Raw genomic sequence first — 21,792 nt, 5'->3', positions numbered from 1 at the left:
TGGCCGCCCGAAGCGTACTGCACGAGAGTCCTTTTACAACGTCAGCTGCCCCCGCTCCTCCTCGGTCAACTGCTGTTTCGCCTGTTCATCCAGGGCTCCGGCGCCCAGCACCTGCACCGGGCTGTTGGGGTTGTAGCCCGGTGTCGGTGCACGGCTGGCGCCATCGCGGCTTGGGGCCAGTTGTTCGTTGCCGAAGCTCAACACCTGCACGGTGAACACCGAGGCCTGGTTCTGTCGTGACGCGGCCTGTTGCTGACGGGCGACGTCTTCCGCCGCCTGGGTGGCCGACGACGCAGCGGAACTGGCCGAGGTGATCGCCCCGGTATTGACCGCCGAGACCACCGGCACGCCGGTCGCCTTGCCCTGCACCGAGATGTTGGCGGCGTTGACCACCGTCAGCGCGGCGATGTTGACGTTGCCCGAGACGCGAATCCCCGCCTCGCCCGCATCGATGGTGCCCAGCGGCGCAATCAGGTCGATGTCGCCCGGGGCCACTTCGGCAATCGGGTTGAGCGTGGCGATGCCGGCGCCGGTGCTCGGCACCGATGGCGACAGGGTCACGTTGCCCCAGGTGTCGTACACGCGTTTCGGCGGCGTGTAGACCACGGTGGTTTTCGAGCCGCGACCGGCGTTGATGTCGCCCTCGGCCGACCAGCCCAGAATCGAGCCACCAAACGTGGTCATGATCCGGCTCTGCCCCAGCAAAATGCTGCCCTCGGAGTAGAGCTGAATGTTGCCCGAGCCCTGGGTGATGATCCCCGCCGTCGAGGGCGGCGCCGCGCCTTCGATGCCGAACACCTGACCGCCACCCGGCGTGAGCATCTGGATGTCACCGCCGAACAGCGTCTTGACCCCGGCGCCCCCATAAAGCGTGATGTCGCCGTCATAACGGACCGGATTGCCGGCCACATCGGTGGTCGGGAACAGCGAAGCAATGGCGTTGCGACCCCGCAGATAACTGCCTTTGCGTGGGCCGTCGACATCGTTGTACTCAAGACCGCCAGCACGCAATTCGGCGAAGTACACCTGGCGGGCGAAGATCGCTTGTTCGGCACTGGGCAGCGCAGCGAAGAACGCTTGCGCCTGTTCGGCGTTGCCGCTGAAGCCATAGCCGAGGGTCAGCCAGCTCTGCAGTTCGTCGAGGTAAGTCTTGACCACTTTGCCCGGTTGCCCGTTGAGGGAAGCATTCGGGTCGGCGAGGTTCTGCGGGTTCAGGTAACGGGCGATGAACCGCGAGTAATCCGGCCCCTGCGCGCCCGCACCGGCCTGCAACACCACACTGGCACCCGGTCGCGGATCACCCGCCACCAGCGATCCGAGGCTGGTGATGCTGGCACGATCTTCCATCAGGATATTGCGCCCGGCAGTGATATCGAGGACGCCGGGGCCGGCGATATCGAAGCTGCTGTAGAGGATGTCACGCCCTGCCGAGACCCGCGAAACATCCCGAGGATCGTCATGCACGAACAGGTTGCCGGTCGACGTGATGCTTTCTGTCGTCGGTACGCCCATCTCGGCGTCAGGCACGGTCGTCGGATTGCCCAGGAAAGTACCCGACGCCACGATGTCGCGCCCCGCCAGCATCCAGACCGGGCCTGCCGCTTCGTGCCAGGTACGTTTCGACAGGCTGAACGTCAGCGTTTCACCGCTGCGAACGCCCACCAGATCGCCGGTCAAGGCATAAAACCGCGCCGGTGTCTGGACGTCATTCAAGCCCGAGTAACTGTTGGCGCCGAAAGCGAACAACGGATAACGCAGGTTCTTGTCCGGCGCGATACCGTCGCTGTTGCGGTTGCTCATGATCGGCGTGGCCGACGTGTTGTTGCCGTAACCGTTGAAGGCTGGCGCGAACGGCGTGGCGATGGCCAGCGGACTGGCGCCCGACTGATTGATCGCATAGCCGCCGGCGTAGATCGAGTCGTGTGCCAGCAACTCCAGTTGCCCGGTGCTGGAAGGTGCCAGCAACAGCGAATACCCGGTTGCCGGCACTGTTCCGCTGCCCTGGCTGTAGACCGCTGAAGGTCCGGCATAAATCGAACCTTGCGCCGCCACCGCCCGCAGGATCGACGGGTACAGGAAGCGCCCGTCGGTCGGCGACGTATTGCGCCCGGTGACAGGCCCCTGGCCGGTGACTTCGCCCAGTTGCGTACTCGGCGTCAGATTGCCCCCTGCCGAAAACAGGTCGATCGCGGTGTGGTCAGTCCACAACGAGAAGCCCGTCAAACCGCCGCCCTCGTGGACGACACCGTCGTCAGTGGTGAACGGTGTGGAGTTCTGCAGCCGCACCCGGCCCGGATCCGCCGCCCCGCCCAACACCAGATCGCCACGGGTGCTTAGGCTCATCCCGGAATCCCCCGGAATCAGCACCAGCCCGCCGGAGGCGCTGCCCATCGTGGACGTGAACGGGTCAAACGGACGCACTTCGCGAGGATCCTGGGTCGAGGCTGCGGCGCCGTATTGCAGATTGATCCCGCCCAACGCGCCGCCGGCCAGTCGCGCAGCACCGCGCAGGTTGATCAACGCGCCTTGCAGGTCGTGTTGTGCCACACCGATGCCATTCTCTCCGGCCCGGGCCTGCAATGACGGGTTCACCGATCCGCCGATGCGGATGTCCATGTCACCGCCACCGGTCAATTGCAGGCTGCCGTCGCTGCCCACGCGACCGGTGCTGCCGACCGCCACGACCAGCCCCTGCCCGCGCGGATAAAGATTGACCTTGTTACCGTCGCCCATCGCCTTGAGCATGCCGGCATCGCCCCCGGCACGCAGGCTGATATTGCCGCCGCCCAAGGTGCCGAAACCGGTAAAACCGACCAGATACGGGCCCGTATCAACGCTTTGATCCGGCAACGGTTGCGTCGCATAGCTGCCGAAGTTGATCCACCACGCAGTCGGCACATCGCTGTTGCCGGTGCCCTGGCGCCAGAGCCAGTTGCCCACGGCCACACTCGGGACTTGCTCACGGGTGTCCATGGTTTGCGACAAGCCGCGACGGCCCAGTACATCACCCGAAATCGAGCCACCGGCATTGATGGTCAGGTTGCCGCCCATTTGCGGGTACCAGGCCTGATACAGGCTGTCGCTGCCACTGACCCATTTTTCGTAATCGCCGCCGGCACTGCCCAGCACCGAGCCGTTGTCCGAGAGTTTTCCGCGAGGCTGATTGAAGCGCGGATCGATGTCTGGCGATTGAGTGCCAGCGGTGTAGACGCCGTACGGCGAATCCATGCTCAGGTGGCCGGCGGCGAGCACGTCCAGATCACCGGTGCCGGTCCGCAGCACGCTGAACATCTGGGTGTGGGTCTTGACGGTGGTCCCCGGTTTGTTTTCCACGCACAGTTCCGGGAAGGCGCCACACCAGGCGAGTACATCATCGTCGGTCATCGGCGAGCCGGGCGGCATCCCCATCCAGTTGTCCGGTGCCCAGACCCAACGCGGCGCCGGCACACAGGAATTCGGCGCCCAGTCGCACCACATCATTTGATCCTCGGGGACAGGCTCGCCCGGCGTGAAACCGCCCAGGTTACCTTCGCCCCAGACCAGGGTCGGTGGTTTTTCGGTGACGGTCAGGCCGTAGTGAGTGTCGGCCAAGCGCAGGTTGCCATCGCTGGACACCGGTTTGATCGCCCGACTGTCCGCAGCGCCCAGATCGGCCCCCGCCACCACGCGCATCGACCAGGACGCGCTGCCCGCCGGCAACATGCTGGCAACCGCCCAGTTGCGCCCCTGGGTCGTGCCGGTCAAGGGTCGCAACTCGATGAACGACGTACCGTCAGCCAGCACGACATTCGTCATCGACGGTATCAGCGAGCCGCGCAACAGAGCCAGAGAACCGCTCAGGCGCACGCCCTTGATTCCGTTGTCACCAGCCTCGACGCTGCCCGGCAGCGGCACGCCCTTGGGCCAGCGCAGGGCTTGCAGCGCGGTTGCCTCGTTTAAACGGATCCCCGCTCCCAACCGGCTGCCCGCCGGCAAGGTCACGCTGTCGGCGAGCAGCGTACCGGCGGCATACAGCAGATTGCCCGAGGCATCGCGCACCGAACCGGCGAGCACCGTGCCGGCGCCGAATGTGTACGGCGCCGCCAGTGTCGCCTCGGTGGGCAACAGCGTGCCGCTGGCCAGCGTCGTCGCTTGCAACGGGAGGTCGTAGTTCAACGTGGCGCCCACCGGAAATACCGTGCCGTCCGCCAAGGTAACGCCCGCCCCCGGCACGATCAGATCGCCACCGAACGGCTGAATCCCCGGCAGCAATTTCCAGCCAGAGTCGTCCACGGTCTCCGGTGGCGGCGCGAAACCGTCGTTGAGACTGCCGTGGATATCAAGGTTACCGCCGGCGCGAATCACCAGGTTACCGGCCTCGCCCGAGCCGTATACCGAAGTCTTTTGCGTATGCGGATTCAGGCTGGCATAGCGATAACCGGACAAGTCCACATCACCCTGCACCACCAGATCACCGTCGGCGGTTTTGCTGGCGATCTCGACACCGGGCCGCAGATGGAAGGCGTCGGCGTACGTGGCGTTGTTCAGACCGGCCAGTTTGTTGTTCAGCAAATGACTGTTGGCCAGCGCCGCGTCGATGAACGCCGTGCTGTCGCCGTGAAGGCGATCAAGATAAGCCTGATCGATCACCTGATACGGACGTCCGCTGGCCGCCGGGTCCGTGCCGTCACTGGCATCGGTATAGCGGCGCGTGGCGTTGAGACCAATCGAGCGCGCACCCTGAATGCTCAGCGCGCCGCCGGCATCGATGGCAATGTCATCCGCCCCCAGACGCGGCGCATTCAGCTCAAGCGTGCCGCGCAGCAGTCCATCGGACTGCCCCGGCAGTGAACCGCGAACCGCTTCGGTGCCATGGCGCACGTCGATGCGCGCGCCAGCGCCGAGGGTCAGCACACCTTGTCCGGAGTTGAGTTCGACCATTGCCCGGTTCGGTGCATCGATGATCTTGCCGTAGCTGTCGACCCGCAGCACGCGACCATGGGCATCAAGCACGGCATTGCCCGCCAGGGTCAGGCCGTTTTGCGCCGACAGGCGAATACTGCCGACCCGCTCGCCGCTGGCATCGATCAGACCGGCCACCGTCAGATGGCCGTTGTCCACCGACACATTGACCTCCCCCGCCATGAGCCCGTCGCCGATCAACAGATCGCCTTGCTTGAGCTGCAAGCTGCGGCTGCCGAAGACCTGCCCCGCATTCAAGCGCTGATTGAGCGCCGCGAACTGCTGGCTCGCATCACCGTTCAGGTGCTGCGCGCGGATATCCACACCACCGGCCTTGTACGGCACAAGCGTGCCGCCGGCATCGTAATAACCGCTGCTGGCACCGAGGATATCGCCTTGCAGATCGACCATGCCGGCATCGGCGGCCAGGGCGACCGCACTCAGGTTACCGGCCTGATTGTTCTGCGCCGACAGATCGATACGCGAACCCGCCGCCTGACGAATGTTGCCCTGGCTACTGTACAGCGCCACGTCGCCGCCCCAGCTGTACTTGTTCACATCGTTGAACGGCAAGGTACGACCGGCCATGTCCAGATACGCGCCACGGGTGAGGGTCAGATCGCCCTCGGACTTGACCACCAGTTTGCCGCTAGCCAGAGCGATGCGACTGTCCAGCAAGACACTGCGAGCATCGAGGGTCAGTTCCGCTCCCAGGGCGTTGGCGGCTGTCGCTGCACCGCCCCCCGTCAGGGTCAGGTTGTTACCGGCCTTGAGCCGGTTGACCGAGCCCGACTCTCCCGTCAGCAACGGCGTACGCAGCGTGAGATTGCCGCCGCTATAGGCATAACCGTTGACCGGATCGAAAGCACCCTGCGTCTGGTACACCGCCAGGCTGCCCTTGTGGTTGGCGGTGATGCGATCACTGGCTGCGAGATTGACGTCGGCAAAACCCAACACCAGACGTTTGTTCTGGTCCAGACCACTGGCCTGCGGATTGGGGCCGTAGCCGAACTCGATGCGTTGCGCCTCAATATTGAACGCGCCCCGGCCCGTGCCGGCACCATCCGTGATCACCGCACCCGGATCCTGAGTTGCACCGTTCCAGATCAGGTTGGCGGTGCGAATGGACGCCACGTCGCCGCTTTCACCCAGGCCGTAAATGGCCGGGGTGCTCAGTATCAGGTTTTGCAGTTTGCCGACGCCGGTCTGCGGATCCCGCGTATCGAGGCTGACGTTGCCGTAGAAATTGAACGCGTCGCGGCTGGTCAGGCTCAAGGATTCCAGCGTCGGCGCGCCGTACTGGGTATCGCCCCGCAACAGGCGGTTCAAGACATTCTGGTTCAGGGTCAGACCGGTCGGCACCCGGTTGCCGGCGGCGCTCAAGGCCTCGGCACTGCCGGCGTTGACGGAGCCCACGGCCAGCGTCAGATGACGGGTGCCGAAGCGCACCGACTCGTCGAGTTCGAACTGCCTGTCGGTGGCGGCGGTAATGCTGCCATTGGAATAGAGCACTGTCGGGTTGTTACAGGCTGTCGTCGGGCAGTTGCCGATGCGGATGTCGCCCGAGCCGGATGTCCTGACCGAGACTTCGGGCGCGAGCACATTGGTCCAGCCGTTCGACACCACCAGCAACCCCGCCGCACCCGGTTTGTAGATGAAGCCGGTGCTGGAATCGTAAGGCGCGTTGCCACGCCCCAGCGTGTTGATGCCCGAACCGGCCTCGATACTGATACCGCCATCGGTCCGGGTGGTGCGCAACAGCACTTCGGGCGCCGATAACACAGCGCCTTCACGCAGGGTGATCGTTGAAGTATCACCGCTGAACGCGATGATGTTGCCCGACGTGTTGTAGTCGATCGTCGGTTGCGCGCCGATGGTCAATCGGCCAGCGTTTAGCGCGTTGAGGCTGTCGGCATACAGCGACACCCCCGCAAAACCCTCAGTGCCCGAATGCCCCGCGCCGAGAATTTCGAAGTTCGCCGCGCCGTTCACCACCGCCGTCCCGACGACGCCGCCCGTGGCGGGCTTAAACAGCGCCTGACCATTGAAATCCAGCGCGTTACCCGCTGCGGCGCCACGGGACAGATTCAGTCTCAAGGATTTGCCGTCCATGGGCGCCAATGCCCGAGGCACGCCCCGGCGCGTCGCATCGCTCTGGATGAACTGACTGAACGAGGTTTCGTTGTATTGCGAGTAACGGCGCAGCACATCGGCGGATGTCAGGATGACCTGGCTCGCCAGGCTGTCACGCAGGCCGGTATTGGCAATCGACATCCGCCCCGAACTGGTCCACGAACCATTGCGCAGTGGCAGCGCAGCGTTGGTCGCACCCGCTGCCGCCTGGCCATTGACCTCGACCCGGAAAGCCCCCGGCAACAGCGCAAAAGTAGAAGGCAGCAGCGTATAGGTGCCCGCCGCCAGCCCCGGCACGCCGGCCCCGAGAGTGATCTGCTGGCCGATACGCGGGTCGACCGCCCCCGCCTCGGCGAGCATCGGCGCATAGGCACTCTGATTCCCCGGCACGATGGCGTACACCGGGTTGCTGGCCAGCCCCGGCAGACTGAAAGTGCCGTCACTGGCGTTGCGCACCAGCGGGTTGTAGCGGGCATCGGTGGAACCGCCACGGCCGGAAACGAAACCGGCACCGCGCAAATCGCCGCCGCCCGAAAGATCGATCAACGCGCCGCTTTGCACATCGACATATTGCGAGGTAAGCGTCACGCCAGCGGTTTCGGCGGTGATCCCTCGAAGCAGCACGGACTTGTCGTTGTAGCGATAGTCGATGCCGTCGGTGGTGCCGCCATAAGGCATGACCAGTCCGGCGGCGCTGGCCGAGGTGATGCTGCCTGGCAACAGATGCAATGCCTGAGTATCGAGAACCAGGTTGTCACCCAGATTGATCATGCCCAGCGGCGCACGGATCACCCCGCCCTGCTCGATATGGCCGGCGGCCAGCGTCAGGCTGCCGAAGACCGAGTAAGGCAACGCCGCAGGCGCGGCCACGGAACGGCTGATTCGCAGGGTCCGCGCCGGGTTGGCGCCACGCTGGACACTCTGATACCCCACGCGCACCTCGGCGGTGACATCGCTGGCGGGATAGATCTGCGCGGCACGCAGATTCAGGTCGCCCGGTGTCCAGAGTTCGGTTTTCTCGACGTTGCCGGTGGGTGCCAGAAAGCGCAGATCACCTCGGCTATCGAGCGTGACCTGTTCAAAACCACGCCGCCCGACCTCGAGCGCCGGACCGCTGAGCTGCACGATTGACCCGGCCGTGCCGAACGACAGACTGTTGCCCAGATCCAGCAGATCCGCCGTGGCAGTGAACTGTGACGGTGCCACGGCGTGGGTCGGATTGTTCAACACTCGCGGCCGGATATTGCCGGGGGCCTCGAAATATTTGCCCGGCCCCGACAGGCGAACGTAAGACGCAGACAGATTGATCCGCGCGCTTTCTGGCGAGCCATCCGCCAGCGACAAGGCCCCGGCATACAGGCTCAGGCTTTGATTCATGTGCAGATCGACGTTGCCGTCGAACGACAGCAGACCGTTGCTCAGCACGCTCAGGTTGTCGAAGCCGCCGGCCATCAACTGATCGGCCCCCAGACGGGCGCGACCATATTGCAACGCAGGGGCGGCGTCACCCGCTTGCAGACTGGCCGGCAAGAGCGACGGGCCGGCGTCCTGGCCGATGACGATTTCGCGCGGCACACGAACAGCGTTGCTCGCATCGCTGCGCAGATAACTCGGCGTCTCCAGTGCGATGTCCAGTCGACCGCCCGCCGCCCCGGCACCACCGGCTGCGGCACGCAGGTCGCCTTCGATGAACAGGCCGTTGTAGGAACTCAGCGAAATGCGCCCGCCATCAGTGGCAACCAGCGTTGGCCCCTGCCCGGCGATATCCAGCATCGCCTGTGCGCCGGAGGCGTCCAGGCGCGCACCGTTTCGCACGATCACATAAGCGTCGGCCGACGTGGCCGTGGCTTTCTTCGCATCGGTTTCACCGCCAATGACGATCGAGCCGCCCTTGCCGACCTGGCCATACACCCGCCCCAGCGCATCGATGCCGGTGGCCACGCGACCGGCCACATCCAGCACCGCGTGCTCGCCAATCCAGATCGAACGGTTGTGGGTTTGCTTGTCTGCCGTCTGCGAGGAATCGGCGACATTGATCGAACCGAATTGCTGCTGACGGATATCGATCGTGCCGCCCCAGGCATTCAACTCGCCATCGAGCGTGAGCTGACCGGCGCTGCGCAGATTGATGCGCTGCCCCGGATCGACACTGATCCGCGAGCCCTGGCCCAGGCTCAACGTGTTGCGAGTCGGGTCCACCAGCGCAATCTCGCTGGAACCGGCCTGCAGGGTCAGGCTGGCGCCGGCGCGCTGGGTCAGTTGCGCCTTGAGCGGGTTTTCCTGGTAGAGCGTGGGCGTCCAGAGTTCGAGTGCCTGCCGTGGCGCCGTGCCGCTTACATGATTCGCTGCCGCGTCACCAAAACGGTAGACCGGCATCAACACGTCAATAAGGGTGTTGTCCGCTACATCGAGGCGATTGAGGCCGATCAGGCTGTAGGCAGAGAAGCCTTTGTCGAACAGATCCGGTTGCAGTTGCAATGTGTTGTCGGCGAGGGGTTTATCAGCCTGCCCGATGAGGATGTCGCCCGCCTGAATCAGCAAGCGGCCGCCGCCGGACACACCGTAACCCCGCAGTTGCCCGTCAAGGGTCAGGTGGGTGTCACCTGGCGCGGACAAGGCGCTGGACTCCAGTGTCAGGTCGCCGCCCTTGCCACCGCGGGTCTTGCCGTTGGCCAGAATCGCGCCGCCGGACGACACGTCCAGCAGGCTGCCGGCACCGATCTCGATATCGCCGCTGCTGCGAATCGACACCGACCCACCGTCCAAATACGCCAGGCTCGCGGCATCGTCCGGGTTGGTGCGCAGGTTGCTCCACAGACCGCGAGTGTCCAGTTGCACGCCTTCAGCCACGCTCACGCGGGTGGCCTTGCCGGTCGGTGCGACGAGTCGAGTGTCGGTGAGGCGATCGGTGCTGAGCTGATTGAGCACGTTGCCCAGATGCAGGCTGCCGCCCCGGGCGGTCACGTCGGCGTTGACCTGTACGTCCGGCCCGTAAAGGGTGATGTCGCCGCCATTGGCGAGCGTGACCGCGCCTTGCACGTCGATCCGCTCCTTGGCTGCCACTTTCAGCGCGCCCAGTTGCCAGTCGCTGAGTTGCCCGGCATCGACAAACAGCTTGCCGTTGCGCGCATCCGATACGGCACCGGTCAGATCCCGATCATTGCCGGCGACCGGGCGCTCGCCGCCGATCTGCACCTGATCGAGCAACGGATTGAGGCCATAGAGCAAGCCACCGGAGGCCGCCACATACGCCGGGTCATAACTGCCGACAATCAATTGCCCGCGCCGCGCCAGCGCCGTCTGGCTCTGCGCATAGCCATCGAGTACGGCACGCGGTGCCTGGGTCTGGCGGTCGCCCTGATAAACCTCGCCGAGCATCTGGCCGTCGAGCACGGCGTTGCGGGTGCCGATCACCAGTTGCCCGGCATCGCGCCCCACGGTGTAGCCGGACTCCTGACGGCTGGCCGGCGCAATCAACGGGTTGTAGTAGTAATTCGTCTGACCCCAGCGCTGGCTGCTGTCTTCATAGCCCTTGTACAGCCCGGTGTAGAGCAGATCCCCCGGCGCTTTGGAGACCTCATACAGGCGCCCGTCGGCACCGCGCAGCCAGCTCTGGCGAATCTCGCCACTTTGAACATCCAGCGTGCCGCCGGAGAGGTTGATCAACGATCCCTTCTCGGTGACCACGTCATTGCCGGCAAAACTCACCATCCCGCCCTGAGCCATCCATTCGCCGACGCTGTGGCCCTGGGTGCCGAGGTAACCGCCGACCTCCAGCAAACCGCCAGCGGTGTACCAGCGATCCGTCGCGTAACCATTGGTGCCGGCCGGGACGTACACCAGTTCACGCACATCGACCCAGATGTCATTGCTGTTGAGCGCACCCTTCTCGCGATTGACCGACGCATCGCGCTGCTCATTACCCTGGACGTTGATCTTGATGCTGTTGGATTCCATCGCGACCTTGACGCCGATGGCACCGGAAACATCGATCAGCGCGCCGTCACGCACCAGGCTGCGACGCTGCGCCGCCACCGCAACCTGCCCGCCGGTGGCCAGGGTGATCGAGCCATTCTGGAACTCGACGCTGCCACCGCTCTGGATCTCGATACGTGACTGATCGCCGCGAATTTTGTTGTTGGGCGTAACGCCGGTCAGGGCGGCCTGGTGCTGACTGTCGAGGGCGGTCAGGTCGCTGCTGTCGAGCAGGATCGCCGTCGCACTGCCCTGCCCCAGCGTCACGCTGCCCTGAGTGTCGGTGGCCGGGTTGAGCAAATGGATCGTGCCGCGAGTGGCGACCGAGGTGCTGGCCAGCAACACGCCGTTTTGCACGACCTGGTGGCCGGTCAGGGTGATGTCGCCGGTTGCGGCCTGAATCAGGCCATTGTTACTGACCTTGCCAGCCGCGCTGCCGGTCTTGAAGCCCGGTGTGACTTCGTTGCCGAACGTCGTGGAGAAAGCATTGCCTTCAGTACCCGAGCCTTTGCGAATGTAAAAACGATCGCCCGCGCCGAGCACGGTCTGGCCCTTGGTGGTGTTGATGCTGCCGTCGTTCTGCACCTCGCTGCCGAGCAGCAAGGCATAGCCGCCGGCATCGGTCGATTTGGCTGGCCGCGCCGTCTCGATGGACGCACCGCGCTCCACCAGCACTTTGCCGGCCGCCTCGGTAAACGTCGGCTGACTGCCGGTGCTGTCGAAATACAGGCCCCGGTCGCGGAACTGAATGTCCGTGATGTTGGCCGCTGCGGCCACCAGGTTGCGTACGTTGACCTGGCTGGTGCCGCTGAACACGATGCCGTTGCGGTTGATCAGCATCACCGTGCCATTGCCTTTGATCTGGCCCTGAATCTGGCTGGCCCGGGCATTCGGATCGTTGACCCGGTTGAGCACGGCCCAGTTCGACTGCTGGGCGAAATCGACCGTGGTGTTGCGCCCGACGTTGAACGTCTCCCAGTTGAGAATCGCCTTGTCGGCGGTCTGTTCGATCGTCACCGTGGTCTTGCCATCGACCTGAGTCTGCTGCGGGCCTTTGGCGTTCTGCCAACCTTGCGTCAGGCTGTTATCGACCTTCAGCCCGCCCTCGCCCAGACCGTCAGGCACCCACTGCACCGTGCCCAGCGCCGCCGCACGCCCGGCGGCCTGCGCCGCCTGTTGGGCAGCAATGGCGGCCACCGTGTTGTTCAGGGTTTGAATCGAGCGCTGCAACTGCGCATTGGCCTTTTGCTGCTGGGCCAACGGTGGGGTCATGCCCGGCAATCCGCCCACGCTCGGGCGTGACGCGGCAGCCTGTTGCGCGGCGCCCTTGGCGGCAAACCATCCCGAACTGAACGCAGTCGCCGCCTCGGCACTGCCCGCCACCAGGCACAAGGCAACCGCCTGCGCCAAGGGCTTGAGCAACCACAGCGCCGGATCGGCGGCCATACGCTGCGAGAGCTGGACACGGGTACTGCGACGGGATGGGCGAGCGAGCATCACTGCGAGATCCTTTTTGTTTGCCACATGAGGCCGCAGGTCGGCTTGCCCCTGCTGTTACGACATAGGCGGTTGGCGAGGGCCGCGACCGAACGGATGTCACACAAACTTCATGAATGAGGAGTAGATCGGCCAAAAAAAATGGCAGCAGCCCGAAGGCTGCCGCCATTTCATTGCGCTGAAGCGAGGCTTACAAAGGACGGCCGACAGCGTTGCAGACGCTGGCGTTGTTGATGTCCAGGTTGTTGCCCGAGGTGTTGGTGACGAAGTTGGCAGTCACAGCGGCTTTCCAGTTGGTTGGAACCGGAGTGAAGCTGTGCGCCACGGTGGCAGCGTTGTTGCCCGGGTTGCTGTAGTGAGTGGTCAGGAAGGCTTTGACATCAGCGGCCACCGAGGCGTCCTTGTAGCACTGACCGAAGATGAAGTTGGTGTAAGCCACAATCGGGTAACCGCTGGCCGGGTTAGGAACGACCGGTACCCACTGCGAAGGGTTCGAAGGAGTGGTTGGCAGAGCAGCCGAACCCAGGGCCAGCGAAACGTTGGCGGTGGTTGGCTGTACGCCGTTGACGCGAGCAACCACTGCGTTGCTGGCGGCGTTCACACCGTCCGGACCGACGTAACCGATGGAACCGTCAACCGCGTTGACTTGAGTGGCCACATCAGCGGTACCGGCAACGCCTACCCAGTTCGAAGGCAGGGTCGAACCGGCTGGCAGACGAGCGCTGGTGAACGTGGAGCTGGTGGTGAACTGAGTCGGGCAGACCGAGTTCAGGTGGCGGGTCAGGATTTCCGAAGTGCCGCTGGACACGTTGCGATAAACAACACGGATCGGCGTGGTGTCGGAAGTGCCCAGCAGAGCGCCCCAAGTGGTTTTGGCGCCGGAGAAGGCGTCGCACAGCTGAGCGCTGGTCAGGTTCAGAGCGGTCTGGCCGGATTTTTTGTAAGGAATGGCAACCGAAGTGGCCACCGAAGGCAGTTGAATCAGCGGGCCGTACGAAGCGCCGAAGTTGGCGTTGTAGGTGCTGATTTCCGAAGCGCTGAGGATCGAGTCGCTACCGGCGAAGTGAACCGAACCGGTGGTGCTGAACAGTGCCGAGTTGTTGGTCAGGAAAGCGGTCTTGCCAGTGCCGCTACCGGTACCCACGTAGCTGAAGTTGGCTGGCAGGATGCTGTTGCTGGAACCTTTGTACAGAGCGGCAGGCAGAGTCGCGCCACCACCGGTGACGTTGGCGGCCATGGCCTGGGCGGAAGCCAGGGCGGCGACGGTCAGGGAAGCTGCGATCAGAGTGCGCTTGAACATGAAGAATCTCCTTTTCAACGTTGGTTGTGAACACAGGTTTTCAGGGGACTTGCATGACACTGGGAAGACTCACCGCTGACCTTCGCAAGCGGGGTCCGTGGTTAAGTCGCACTGAGAAATTCGCAGTTTCCGGTGACAGATAAAGGAAAAAACCTCGGGAGGTGCGGGGTGATTTTCAAGGGATTTTCTCGGGTGTTCCGGGGGCTATCCGGACTGTCTGCGGCGGGCTTTTCGAGGGAATCGGCCAGAGCCCTTGAAGGGCCGTTGCAGATGACAGAAAGGAGAACCCGAGGATGCTGGTTTTCGCGCTCGGGTGAGATCCGGGCGCCGGCAAAAAAGTTGAAAAAACTACTGCACGAGTTGGTTGATCTCGATGATCGGCAGCAGCACCGCCATCACGATCACCAGCACCACCCCGCCCATCACTACGATCATCAGCGGCTCAAGCAACGCAGTCATGCCCATCGCCCGGCGTTCGATATCGCGGGACAGGGTTTGCGCCGCACGTTCCAGCATCGGCGGCAGCGCACCGGTTTTCTCGCCGCTGGCGATCAGGTGAATCAGCACCGGCGGGAACACGTTCTCCACTTTCAGCGCAGCCGCCAGGTTGACGCCCTCTCGCACCTTGGCGGTGGCCTCATTGACGCTCAAGCTCAAGCGATCATTCGACAAGGTCTGCCGCGCCGCTTCCAATGCTCTTAACAAAGGCACCCCGGCGCCGCCGAGAATTGCCAGGGTCGAGGCGAACCGTGCGGTGTTTAGCCCCAGCACAAACCGCCCGATCAGCGGCAACTTCAGCACCCGATGATGCCAACCCAAGCGCGCTGCCGGGTTGCGCAGATACAGGCGCCAGCTCCAGAACGCGCCAGCCATGATCCCGGCGCACAACCAGCCCCAGGTACGGATGAAATCACTGGCATTGAGCATCGCCAACGTCAGCCCCGGCAGATCCTGCCGCGCCTGGGAAAACGCGCTGACCACCTGCGGCACCACGTAGCTCAACAGGAAAATCACAATGCCGATCGACACCAGCCCGACCACGCCCGGATAGATGAACGCGGTGAGAATCTTGCCGCGCAGGTTGTTGCGTTCCTCGATGTAATCCGCCAGCCGCTCCATCACCTGCGCCAGATCGCCTGACTCCTCACCCGCCGCAATCAGCGCCCGGTAAATCTCCGGAAAATCCCGTGGCCGCGCAGCCAATGCTTCGGCCAGGCGCATGCCGCTGCGCACGTCGGCGCGCACGGCACTGAGGGTGTGGGCGATGTGTTTTTTCTCGGCTTGTTCGACCGTGGCGCTCAACGCAGCTTCCAGCGGCAGACTGGCGCCGAGCAAGCTCGATAGCTGCCGCGTGGCCCACGCCAGATCGTTGTCCGACAGCTTGGCGCTGAACAAGCCACCGCCGCCATGCTGGGAGACATTGCTTTCCTTCTCCACCGACAACGCCGTCAAGCCACGACCGCGCAACACGCCAAACGCGGCGCCCTGACTCTCCGCTTCCAGATGCCCGGATTCGATCTTGCCGCTGGCATCGGCGGCTTCAAAACGATAGCGATTCATCAGGCGTCCCGTGTCACGCGAAGGATTTCTTCCGGCGCCGTGGCACCGCTGCGGATCCAGCGCTCGCCGTCCTCGCGCAGGCTGAACATTCCGGCCTTGCTCGCCGCCGCACGCAACGCCTGCTCCCCTGCCCCTTGGTGAATCAGGGTGCGGATGTTGTCATCGATGCAGAACAATTCATGAATGCCGGTGCGGCCGCTGTAACCGGTGTGATTGCACGCCGCACAACCCACCGGGCGCCAGGTGCCGGGCGCCGCCGGATCTTCCTGTTTGCACTGATTGCACAGCCGCCGCACCAAGCGCTGTGCCAAAACGCCGAGCATCGACGAGGCCAGCAGAAACGGTTCGACGCCCATGTCGATCAAGCGGTTGACCGCTGACACCGCGTCGTTGGTGTGCAACGTCGCCAGCACCAGGTGACCGGTCAGCGAAGCCTGCACCGCGATCTGCGCGGTTTCCAAATCGCGGATCTCGCCGATCATGATGATGTCCGGGTCTTGCCGCAGAATTGCCCGCAGCGCCAGGGCGAAGGTCATGTCGATCTTGGCGTTGACCTGAATCTGGCTGATGCCCGGCAGGTCGTATTCCACCGGGTCTTCCACGGTGAGGATGTTGCTGGTGCTCGCATCGAGTCGCGCCAGTGCCGCGTAAAGACTTGTGGTTTTGCCGCTACCGGTCGGGCCGGTGACCAGCACGATGCCGTGGGGCTGGCGGATCAGATTATCGAGTTTGGCCAGCACCTGCGCGTCCATGCCCAGGGTTTCGAGATGCAGGCGTCCGGCCTGTTTGTCCAGCAAACGCATCACCACCCGCTCGCCATGACCGGTGGGCACGGTGGAAACACGAATATCGATCGGCCGCCCGGCTACGCGCAGCGCAATGCGGCCGTCCTGAGGCAAGCGTTTTTCGGCGATATCGAGCTGCGCCATGATCTTGATCCGCGACACCAGCGCACCGTGTAACGCTTTGCGCGGCGAGACCACGTCGCGCAGCGTGCCGTCGACCCGGTAGCGCACCACCGAATGGGTTTCGAACGGTTCGATATGAATGTCGCTGGCTTCGTCCCGCGCAGCCTGAGTGAGCAAGGCGTTGATCATGCGGATCACCGGCGCGCCGTCCTGGGTGTCAAGCAGGTCGGTGATTTCCGGCATGTCCTGCATCAGGCGGTCGAGGTCGACTTCGTTCTCCGCCGCACCGACCACCGCCGCCGCGCTGCCAGTGTCGGCGTAGGCTGTGGCGAGCAAGCCGTCGAGTTCGTCGTCGCGCACCCGCTCCAGTTTCGACGCGCCGAACTGCCGGCGCACCTCGCTGATCGACCAGCCCGGCGTCGACGGGCACACCGTCAGCACGCCGTCGCGCAGCAGAATCCGCTGCGCTTTGGCCCAGGCGTAAGGCAATGCGCTCATTGCAGCGGCACCGCTTTGATGGTCGCGCGCGGGCCGGATACCGGGGCCGGCACGCCTTGGGCAGTGGCCGGCAATTGCGGCGCCTGCATGTCCGGCATCGCCCAGCTGCGTTCCGGTTGCAGGCCGCCCTGAGCGCGGCGCATGAAGTCGTAGCGGTTCAGCGTGATGCTGCGCCCCGCGGCGCTGTCGCGAATGATGTACGGGCGCAGGAACACCATCAGGTTGGTCTTGGTGATCGAGCGGCGTTCGTTGCGAAACAGCGCGCCCAGCCCCGGAATGCTCGACAGCCATGGCACCGCGTCGTTGCTCTGGCTGTAGCCGTCCTGCAGCAGACCGCCGAGCACCATGATCTGCCCGTCGTCCAGCAAAATGCTGGTGTCGAGCGCGCGTTTGCTGGTGACGATCCCCGCCGAGGTCGACGCCGCCGAAGCACGCTCGTCGATGCTGCTGACTTCCTGATAGATGTCGAGCTTCACCGTGCCGCCCTCGGATATCTGCGGCCGCACGTTGAGCTTCAAACCGACCTCTTCACGGGTCACGGTCTGGAACGGGTTGTTGCTGGTGCCTCCGCCGCCGGTGACGTAGCTGCCGCTGACAAACGGGATGGTCTGGCCGACGAAAATGCTCGCGGCTTCGTTGTCCAGGGTCAGCAGGTTCGGCGTCGACAGCACGTTGGTGCCACCCTTGCTCTTCAGGGCCCGGGCCAGCACTTTCAGGTCGAGAATCTTGCCGATGCCGGGGATGTCGACGGTGCCGTTGACGTAGCCGAGGTTCAGGCCTTGCGGCAGCACATCGAGGCTGGTCTTGCCGTTGAGGTTGATCCCCGAGCCGCCGAGGTTGGCGCCGCCGATCACGCCTTTGCCGCCGAGGTTGCCAGTCTGCCATTGCACGCCGAATTCGCTGGCGTCGTCCTCGCCGACTTCGACGATCAGGCTTTCGATCACCACTTGCGCGCGGCGCTGGTCGAGCAGATCGATGACTTCGCGCAGGTTGCGGTACAGCGGCTCCGGCGCGGAAATCAGCAAGGTGTTGGTGGTCGCGTCCGCCTGAATGGTCACACCGCCGGCGCTGAAGGCAACGTTCTGTTCGCTGCTTTGCGCATTGCCGCTGCCGGTGCTGCTGCCCTGCGCATAACTGCCGCCGGTGCTGCCGCTGTTGTTGCTCGAAGTGGAGCCGTTGGTTTGCGTACCGCTCTGGCCGTTCTGCCCACCGCCCGATTGGGTGGAGCTGCCCATGTTGCTGAGTACCGAGCGCGCATTGTCGCTGGTGCCGCTGTCGCTCTCGCCGGTCAACAATCCGCGCAGTGCCTGGGCCAGTTTGCCGGCCTGGGCGTTGCGCAGATACACCACATGCAGATTGCTCGGATTGCTCTGGGCGTTGTCGAGTTTGTAGATCAGATTGCGCGCCAGCTCCGTGCGCTCCGGGCTGCCGGCGCGGATGATGATGGTGTTGGAGCGCGGGTCGCCGATCACCGCGATTTTCTGGGTTGGATCATTGCCCGGTGCATCGAGCAGGTCGGCGACCATCGGCGCGATGTCGGCGGCGATGCCGTTCTGAATCTGCACCACGTCGGTGTCGATGGCACTCGGGGTGTCGATGCCCTGAATCAACTGCGCGACCCGCGTGAGGTTCTCGGCGTAGTCGGTGACGACGATGGTGTTGTTGCCCGGATAGGCGTTGATCGGGTTGTTCGGCGAGACGATCGGGCGCAGCACCGGGATCAGGTTCACCGCGTTCTCGTATTGCAGGCGGAACGTGCGAGTGAGCATGCCGTTGCCGGCCGGTTTGTCGGCGCTGTAGATCGGCCCGCCGAGCAACTTGGCGTCGGCCTCCGGCACCACCTGCGCCACGCCGCCGACATCCACCACGCTGAAACCCTGCATGCGCAGCGCCGCGAGCAACATGTCGTAAGCCTGATGCGCCGGCACCTGGCCTTCGGAGACCAGCGTCAGGTTGCCCTTGACCCGTGGATCGACCAGAAACTGCTGACCGGTGGAGCGCGACAACGCCCGCACCACCGCTTGAATATCCGCATCGACAAAATTCAGCGTCACCGATTGATCGCCCAACGGATTGACCGGCAACGTCGTGCCCCGCGCCGAACCGCCGCTGCGGGCGCGTTCGGTGATGTTGTGCAATTGCTTCGGTGCAGGTCTTGCCTGAGCCTGCGCGCGTTCGCGGTCGAGCACCGCATCGCCACTGCGCTGAGTGTTGGCCAGCGGCCGGCCGAGTTCGCTGTCCACCAGCAGCGGCGGTTGATTCGGTGGTGTGGTGTTGCTGCACGCGCTCAATGCCATCAACAGCATCGGCAACGCCATGCGTTTGGAGCCTGACCCCTTCATGAAGCTTCCTTAGCGCCCAGCGCCTGATCCATGCGTACGGTGCCCGACAGAGTGCCGGCGGTGTCATCGGTCGCGGCATCGTCTGCGCGTTGCAGACGGGCCTCGCCCACTTGCAGTGAAAAAATCCGCGGTTGGCTCAGCAGCCAGTCGAGCACGGCGTCGGCGGGCGCGGCGTCGAAGGTCAACTGCCAGCCGGCGGACGCGGCCGCCAATTGGTAATGCCCGCCCAGCCCGCTGGCCTGCAAGGTCTGTTGCAGCGACTGCTCCAGGTTTTGCCCTTCCGGGCGCACGCTGACCTCGCGCAGCAGCACTTCCAGCGCTTCGGCCTGAGCGCGCAATTTCGGCGTTTCGACTTGCGAGGCGGCGATCTTCTTCAGTGGCGGCTGAACCAACGCCACCCACACAAACAGCCCCAAGAGCAACGCAACCATGCCACCGACCATGCGTTTTTCCCGCACAGCCAACGGCTGCCAACGGGCCTGCAACTGAGCATTGAAGCGCTGCCAACCGGCACGGTATTTCGCAAGCGAGGGGCTATTCATCTTCGGCTCCGCTGCTGTCGTCGTTGTCGGTGTCAGTGGCCGCGGTCGCCTCGCCGGCCGGGCGCAAGACCCAGCCGTCGTCATTCGGGCTGATGCTGATGCCGGCCTGGGCCAGCGTGCCTTGCCAGTCCTTGTCGTTGCCCGAACGCCGGGCCTCGGGCAGCAAACTCAATTGCAACGCACCGTCAACAAACTCCAACCGCTGCACCGTGCCCGCCATCGACGGCATACCGCTGCCGGCCTGCAACACCAGCCGCGTGAAATCCTGACCCGGCGCATCCACCGCGCCTTGCTGGCGCGCCGCGATTTGCTGACGGGCCTGTTGCAGCGGATTGAGGATCACCGGCAACTCGGGGAACGCCTGCTTCACCCGTTGCGCCATCTGCGCCTTGAGCTGCTGGACCTGCCCGGCCTCGCGGGCGGCGTACAGATTCAAACCGATCACCCACACCGCCAATGCCAATGCACAGCAACCGAGCGCCCTGCCCCAACCGCGATGTTCGGTGCCCGGTTGCTGAAGGCCGCCGTGCAGACCCCAGTTCGGTAACGGGCCGGCATTGCGCTGCGTGTCGGGCAATATCGATTGCACCGCTTCAGGCGTGCCGTCACCGATCCAGTGCGCCGGCAGACCGGTTTCCAGCAGCCATGCTTCATCGATCATCGGCTGCACCTGCGCCGCATTCGGGCCGTGGCGCAGCAATAGATGCTCGTCGTGCAGGCAGCCGACGCCGCCGGCCATTACCGGCAAACTGTAAGCCGCCGGGTACAGGCCTTTGAGGTTCAAACCGAATTGTCCGAGGTGCTGCAAATCCTTGCGTGCGACCCAGGCAATCTGCACCTGGCCGCTTTCATTGCGCGCACTGTGGGCGATGTGCATCTCGGCGCTGTCGCCGAGCATCAAGGCCTGCGCCGCACATTGCACCGCCGCAGCGGTTTTGCTCGCGGGCAACGGCGGCAGATCAATACTCGCCAAAAGGCTGTCCGACGGATGCAGAAAGCACACCAGCGGCTGCTTCGGCAGCGCGCCAAGTCGCACGCGTTCCTGGCGAGTGACCTGCCCCTGACGATCCAGCCACGCACAACCCACTTCACTGTCGAGACTCAGCTCCGCCAACGGCGGCAAACTCACGCGCAACTGGCTCATACGCCCACCCGCGACCAGATCACTTGCGGCAACCGATCCTGACTGCGATGCAACAACGCATCGAGGCTCACTCGCCGCTGATCGCGCCGCGCCTGCCCGCGCAGCCGGAACCAGTCGCTGGTGATACCGACCTTGACGCTGGTGATCTCCAGTTGCGGCAGTCGCAGGCGATTGACGAAATCCCCGCGATTGATAAACCAGCGCCCGGCGTCACGCTCATTGATCAACGCCTGCGCCCGCTCCAGCGACAGCCCCGGCACATAAGCCGCCAGCACTGGCGCGGTGGCCGTGTTGCCGTTGAGCCAGGTGGTCGCCGGAATCACCGTCAGGTACGGCGCCAGTTTCGCCAACAGCGCATCGTTGACCCCGTCGACACTGCGCAAATCGTCAAGCGTGCGCAGCATCGGCAAGGTCGGCGATTGCGGTTTGCGCGATGCGGACGGCGACGTGGCGCGCCCGCTGTCGAAGGTGTTTTTCGCCACAGGCTTGTCCACCACTTGGGCATTCAACAGGTGCGGATACGAGCCAATCACCCGCTGACTGATGCGCCGGCTCAAGCCGCTGCTGACACCAATCAACTCGCACAACCGCTCGAACGCCTGCACCTGCGTGTCATCAATCCGCTCGTTGGCCACCAGATTGCGCAGGTTGAACTTGCCCTGCTCGTCCTCCAGCCGCCCCTCGAAACCCTGAGTGTTCAAGCGCTGCGCCCACGGCTGATCGAGCCGGGTCAGCGGATCGCGCTGCCGCGCGTCCCACAACAATTGCCGGCTGATCTCCAACCCGCCGTGCAGAACCCAGCGGCCCTGCACGCGCAGTTGTTCGGCTTCCAGCGCCCGGGTCGAAACGCTCTGGCGCGTCAGCATGCCGGCGGCGATCACCGCGACCACCGCCGCGATCAGCAGCGCACTGATGATCGCCATCCCCTGCTGGTTCGATTGGCTGTTCATGA

8 protein-coding genes are annotated in these 21,792 nt (G+C 64.3%); all 8 read right to left on the bottom strand.

The genetic code is table 11. The features are described 5' to 3' along the window. Positions 1–33 precede the first annotated feature (33 nt). Positions 34–12,546 (bottom strand): filamentous haemagglutinin family protein, encoded by a 12,513-nt coding sequence (locus CAF79_RS00100; RefSeq protein ID WP_085695876.1) that lies wholly within the window; start codon positions 12,544–12,546, stop codon positions 34–36. A 190-nt stretch (positions 12,547–12,736) separates the two neighbouring features. Then, positions 12,737–13,846 (bottom strand): substrate-binding domain-containing protein, encoded by a 1,110-nt coding sequence (locus CAF79_RS00095; RefSeq protein WP_085695875.1) that lies wholly within the window; start codon positions 13,844–13,846, stop codon positions 12,737–12,739. Positions 13,847–14,194: 348 nt separating this feature from the next. After that, positions 14,195–15,406, bottom strand: coding sequence for a type II secretion system inner membrane protein GspF (gene gspF / locus CAF79_RS00090; protein WP_085695874.1), 1,212 nt, complete (start codon positions 15,404–15,406; stop codon positions 14,195–14,197). Then, positions 15,406–16,812: a type II secretion system ATPase GspE gene (gspE, locus tag CAF79_RS00085; protein ID WP_085695873.1), complete on the bottom strand. Its 1,407-nt coding sequence runs from the start codon at positions 16,810–16,812 to the stop codon at positions 15,406–15,408. The genes gspF and gspE overlap by 1 nt, the downstream gene beginning before the upstream one ends. Then, positions 16,809–19,154 carry a type II secretion system secretin GspD gene (gspD, locus tag CAF79_RS00080; protein ID WP_085695872.1) on the bottom strand — a complete coding sequence of 782 codons (2,346 nt, stop codon included), beginning with the start codon at positions 19,152–19,154 and terminating at the stop codon, positions 16,809–16,811. The genes gspE and gspD overlap by 4 nt, the downstream gene beginning before the upstream one ends. Further along, complete coding sequence (gspM, locus tag CAF79_RS00075) at positions 19,151–19,696, bottom strand: type II secretion system protein GspM (RefSeq protein WP_085695871.1); 546 nt, start codon at positions 19,694–19,696, stop codon at positions 19,151–19,153. Before gspM ends, gspD begins: the two co-directional genes overlap by 4 nt. Next, the gene (gspL, locus tag CAF79_RS00070; protein WP_085695870.1) at positions 19,689–20,840 is read right to left on the bottom strand and encodes a type II secretion system protein GspL; all 1,152 of its coding nucleotides are present in this window, start codon (positions 20,838–20,840) and stop codon (positions 19,689–19,691) included. Before gspL ends, gspM begins: the two co-directional genes overlap by 8 nt. Next, positions 20,837–21,790: a type II secretion system minor pseudopilin GspK gene (gspK, locus tag CAF79_RS00065; RefSeq protein ID WP_085695869.1), complete on the bottom strand. Its 954-nt coding sequence runs from the start codon at positions 21,788–21,790 to the stop codon at positions 20,837–20,839. The genes gspL and gspK overlap by 4 nt, the downstream gene beginning before the upstream one ends. Positions 21,791–21,792: the final 2 nt, after the last annotated feature.

The organism is Pseudomonas sp. B26(2017) (assembly GCF_002113045.1).
GTDB lineage: Bacteria > Pseudomonadota > Gammaproteobacteria > Pseudomonadales > Pseudomonadaceae > Aquipseudomonas.
This window is presented reverse-complemented; position numbering and strand designations above follow the sequence as displayed.

Bases quoted from the DNA above. Each gene is read 5' to 3' on its own strand.
- gspK (WP_085695869.1), bottom strand. From the start codon at position 21,790: ATGAACAGCCAATCGAACCAGCAGGGGATGGCGATCATCAGTGCGCTG.
- gspE (WP_085695873.1), bottom strand. From the start codon at position 16,812: ATGAGCGCATTGCCTTACGCCTGGGCCAAAGCGCAGCGGATTCTGCTG.
- gspM (WP_085695871.1), bottom strand. From the start codon at position 19,696: ATGAATAGCCCCTCGCTTGCGAAATACCGTGCCGGTTGGCAGCGCTTC.
- gspF (WP_085695874.1), bottom strand. From the start codon at position 15,406: ATGAATCGCTATCGTTTTGAAGCCGCCGATGCCAGCGGCAAGATCGAA.
- gspD (WP_085695872.1), bottom strand. From the start codon at position 19,154: ATGAAGGGGTCAGGCTCCAAACGCATGGCGTTGCCGATGCTGTTGATG.
- gspL (WP_085695870.1), bottom strand. From the start codon at position 20,840: ATGAGCCAGTTGCGCGTGAGTTTGCCGCCGTTGGCGGAGCTGAGTCTC.
- CAF79_RS00100 (WP_085695876.1), bottom strand. From the start codon at position 12,546: ATGCTCGCTCGCCCATCCCGTCGCAGTACCCGTGTCCAGCTCTCGCAG.
- CAF79_RS00095 (WP_085695875.1), bottom strand. From the start codon at position 13,846: ATGTTCAAGCGCACTCTGATCGCAGCTTCCCTGACCGTCGCCGCCCTG.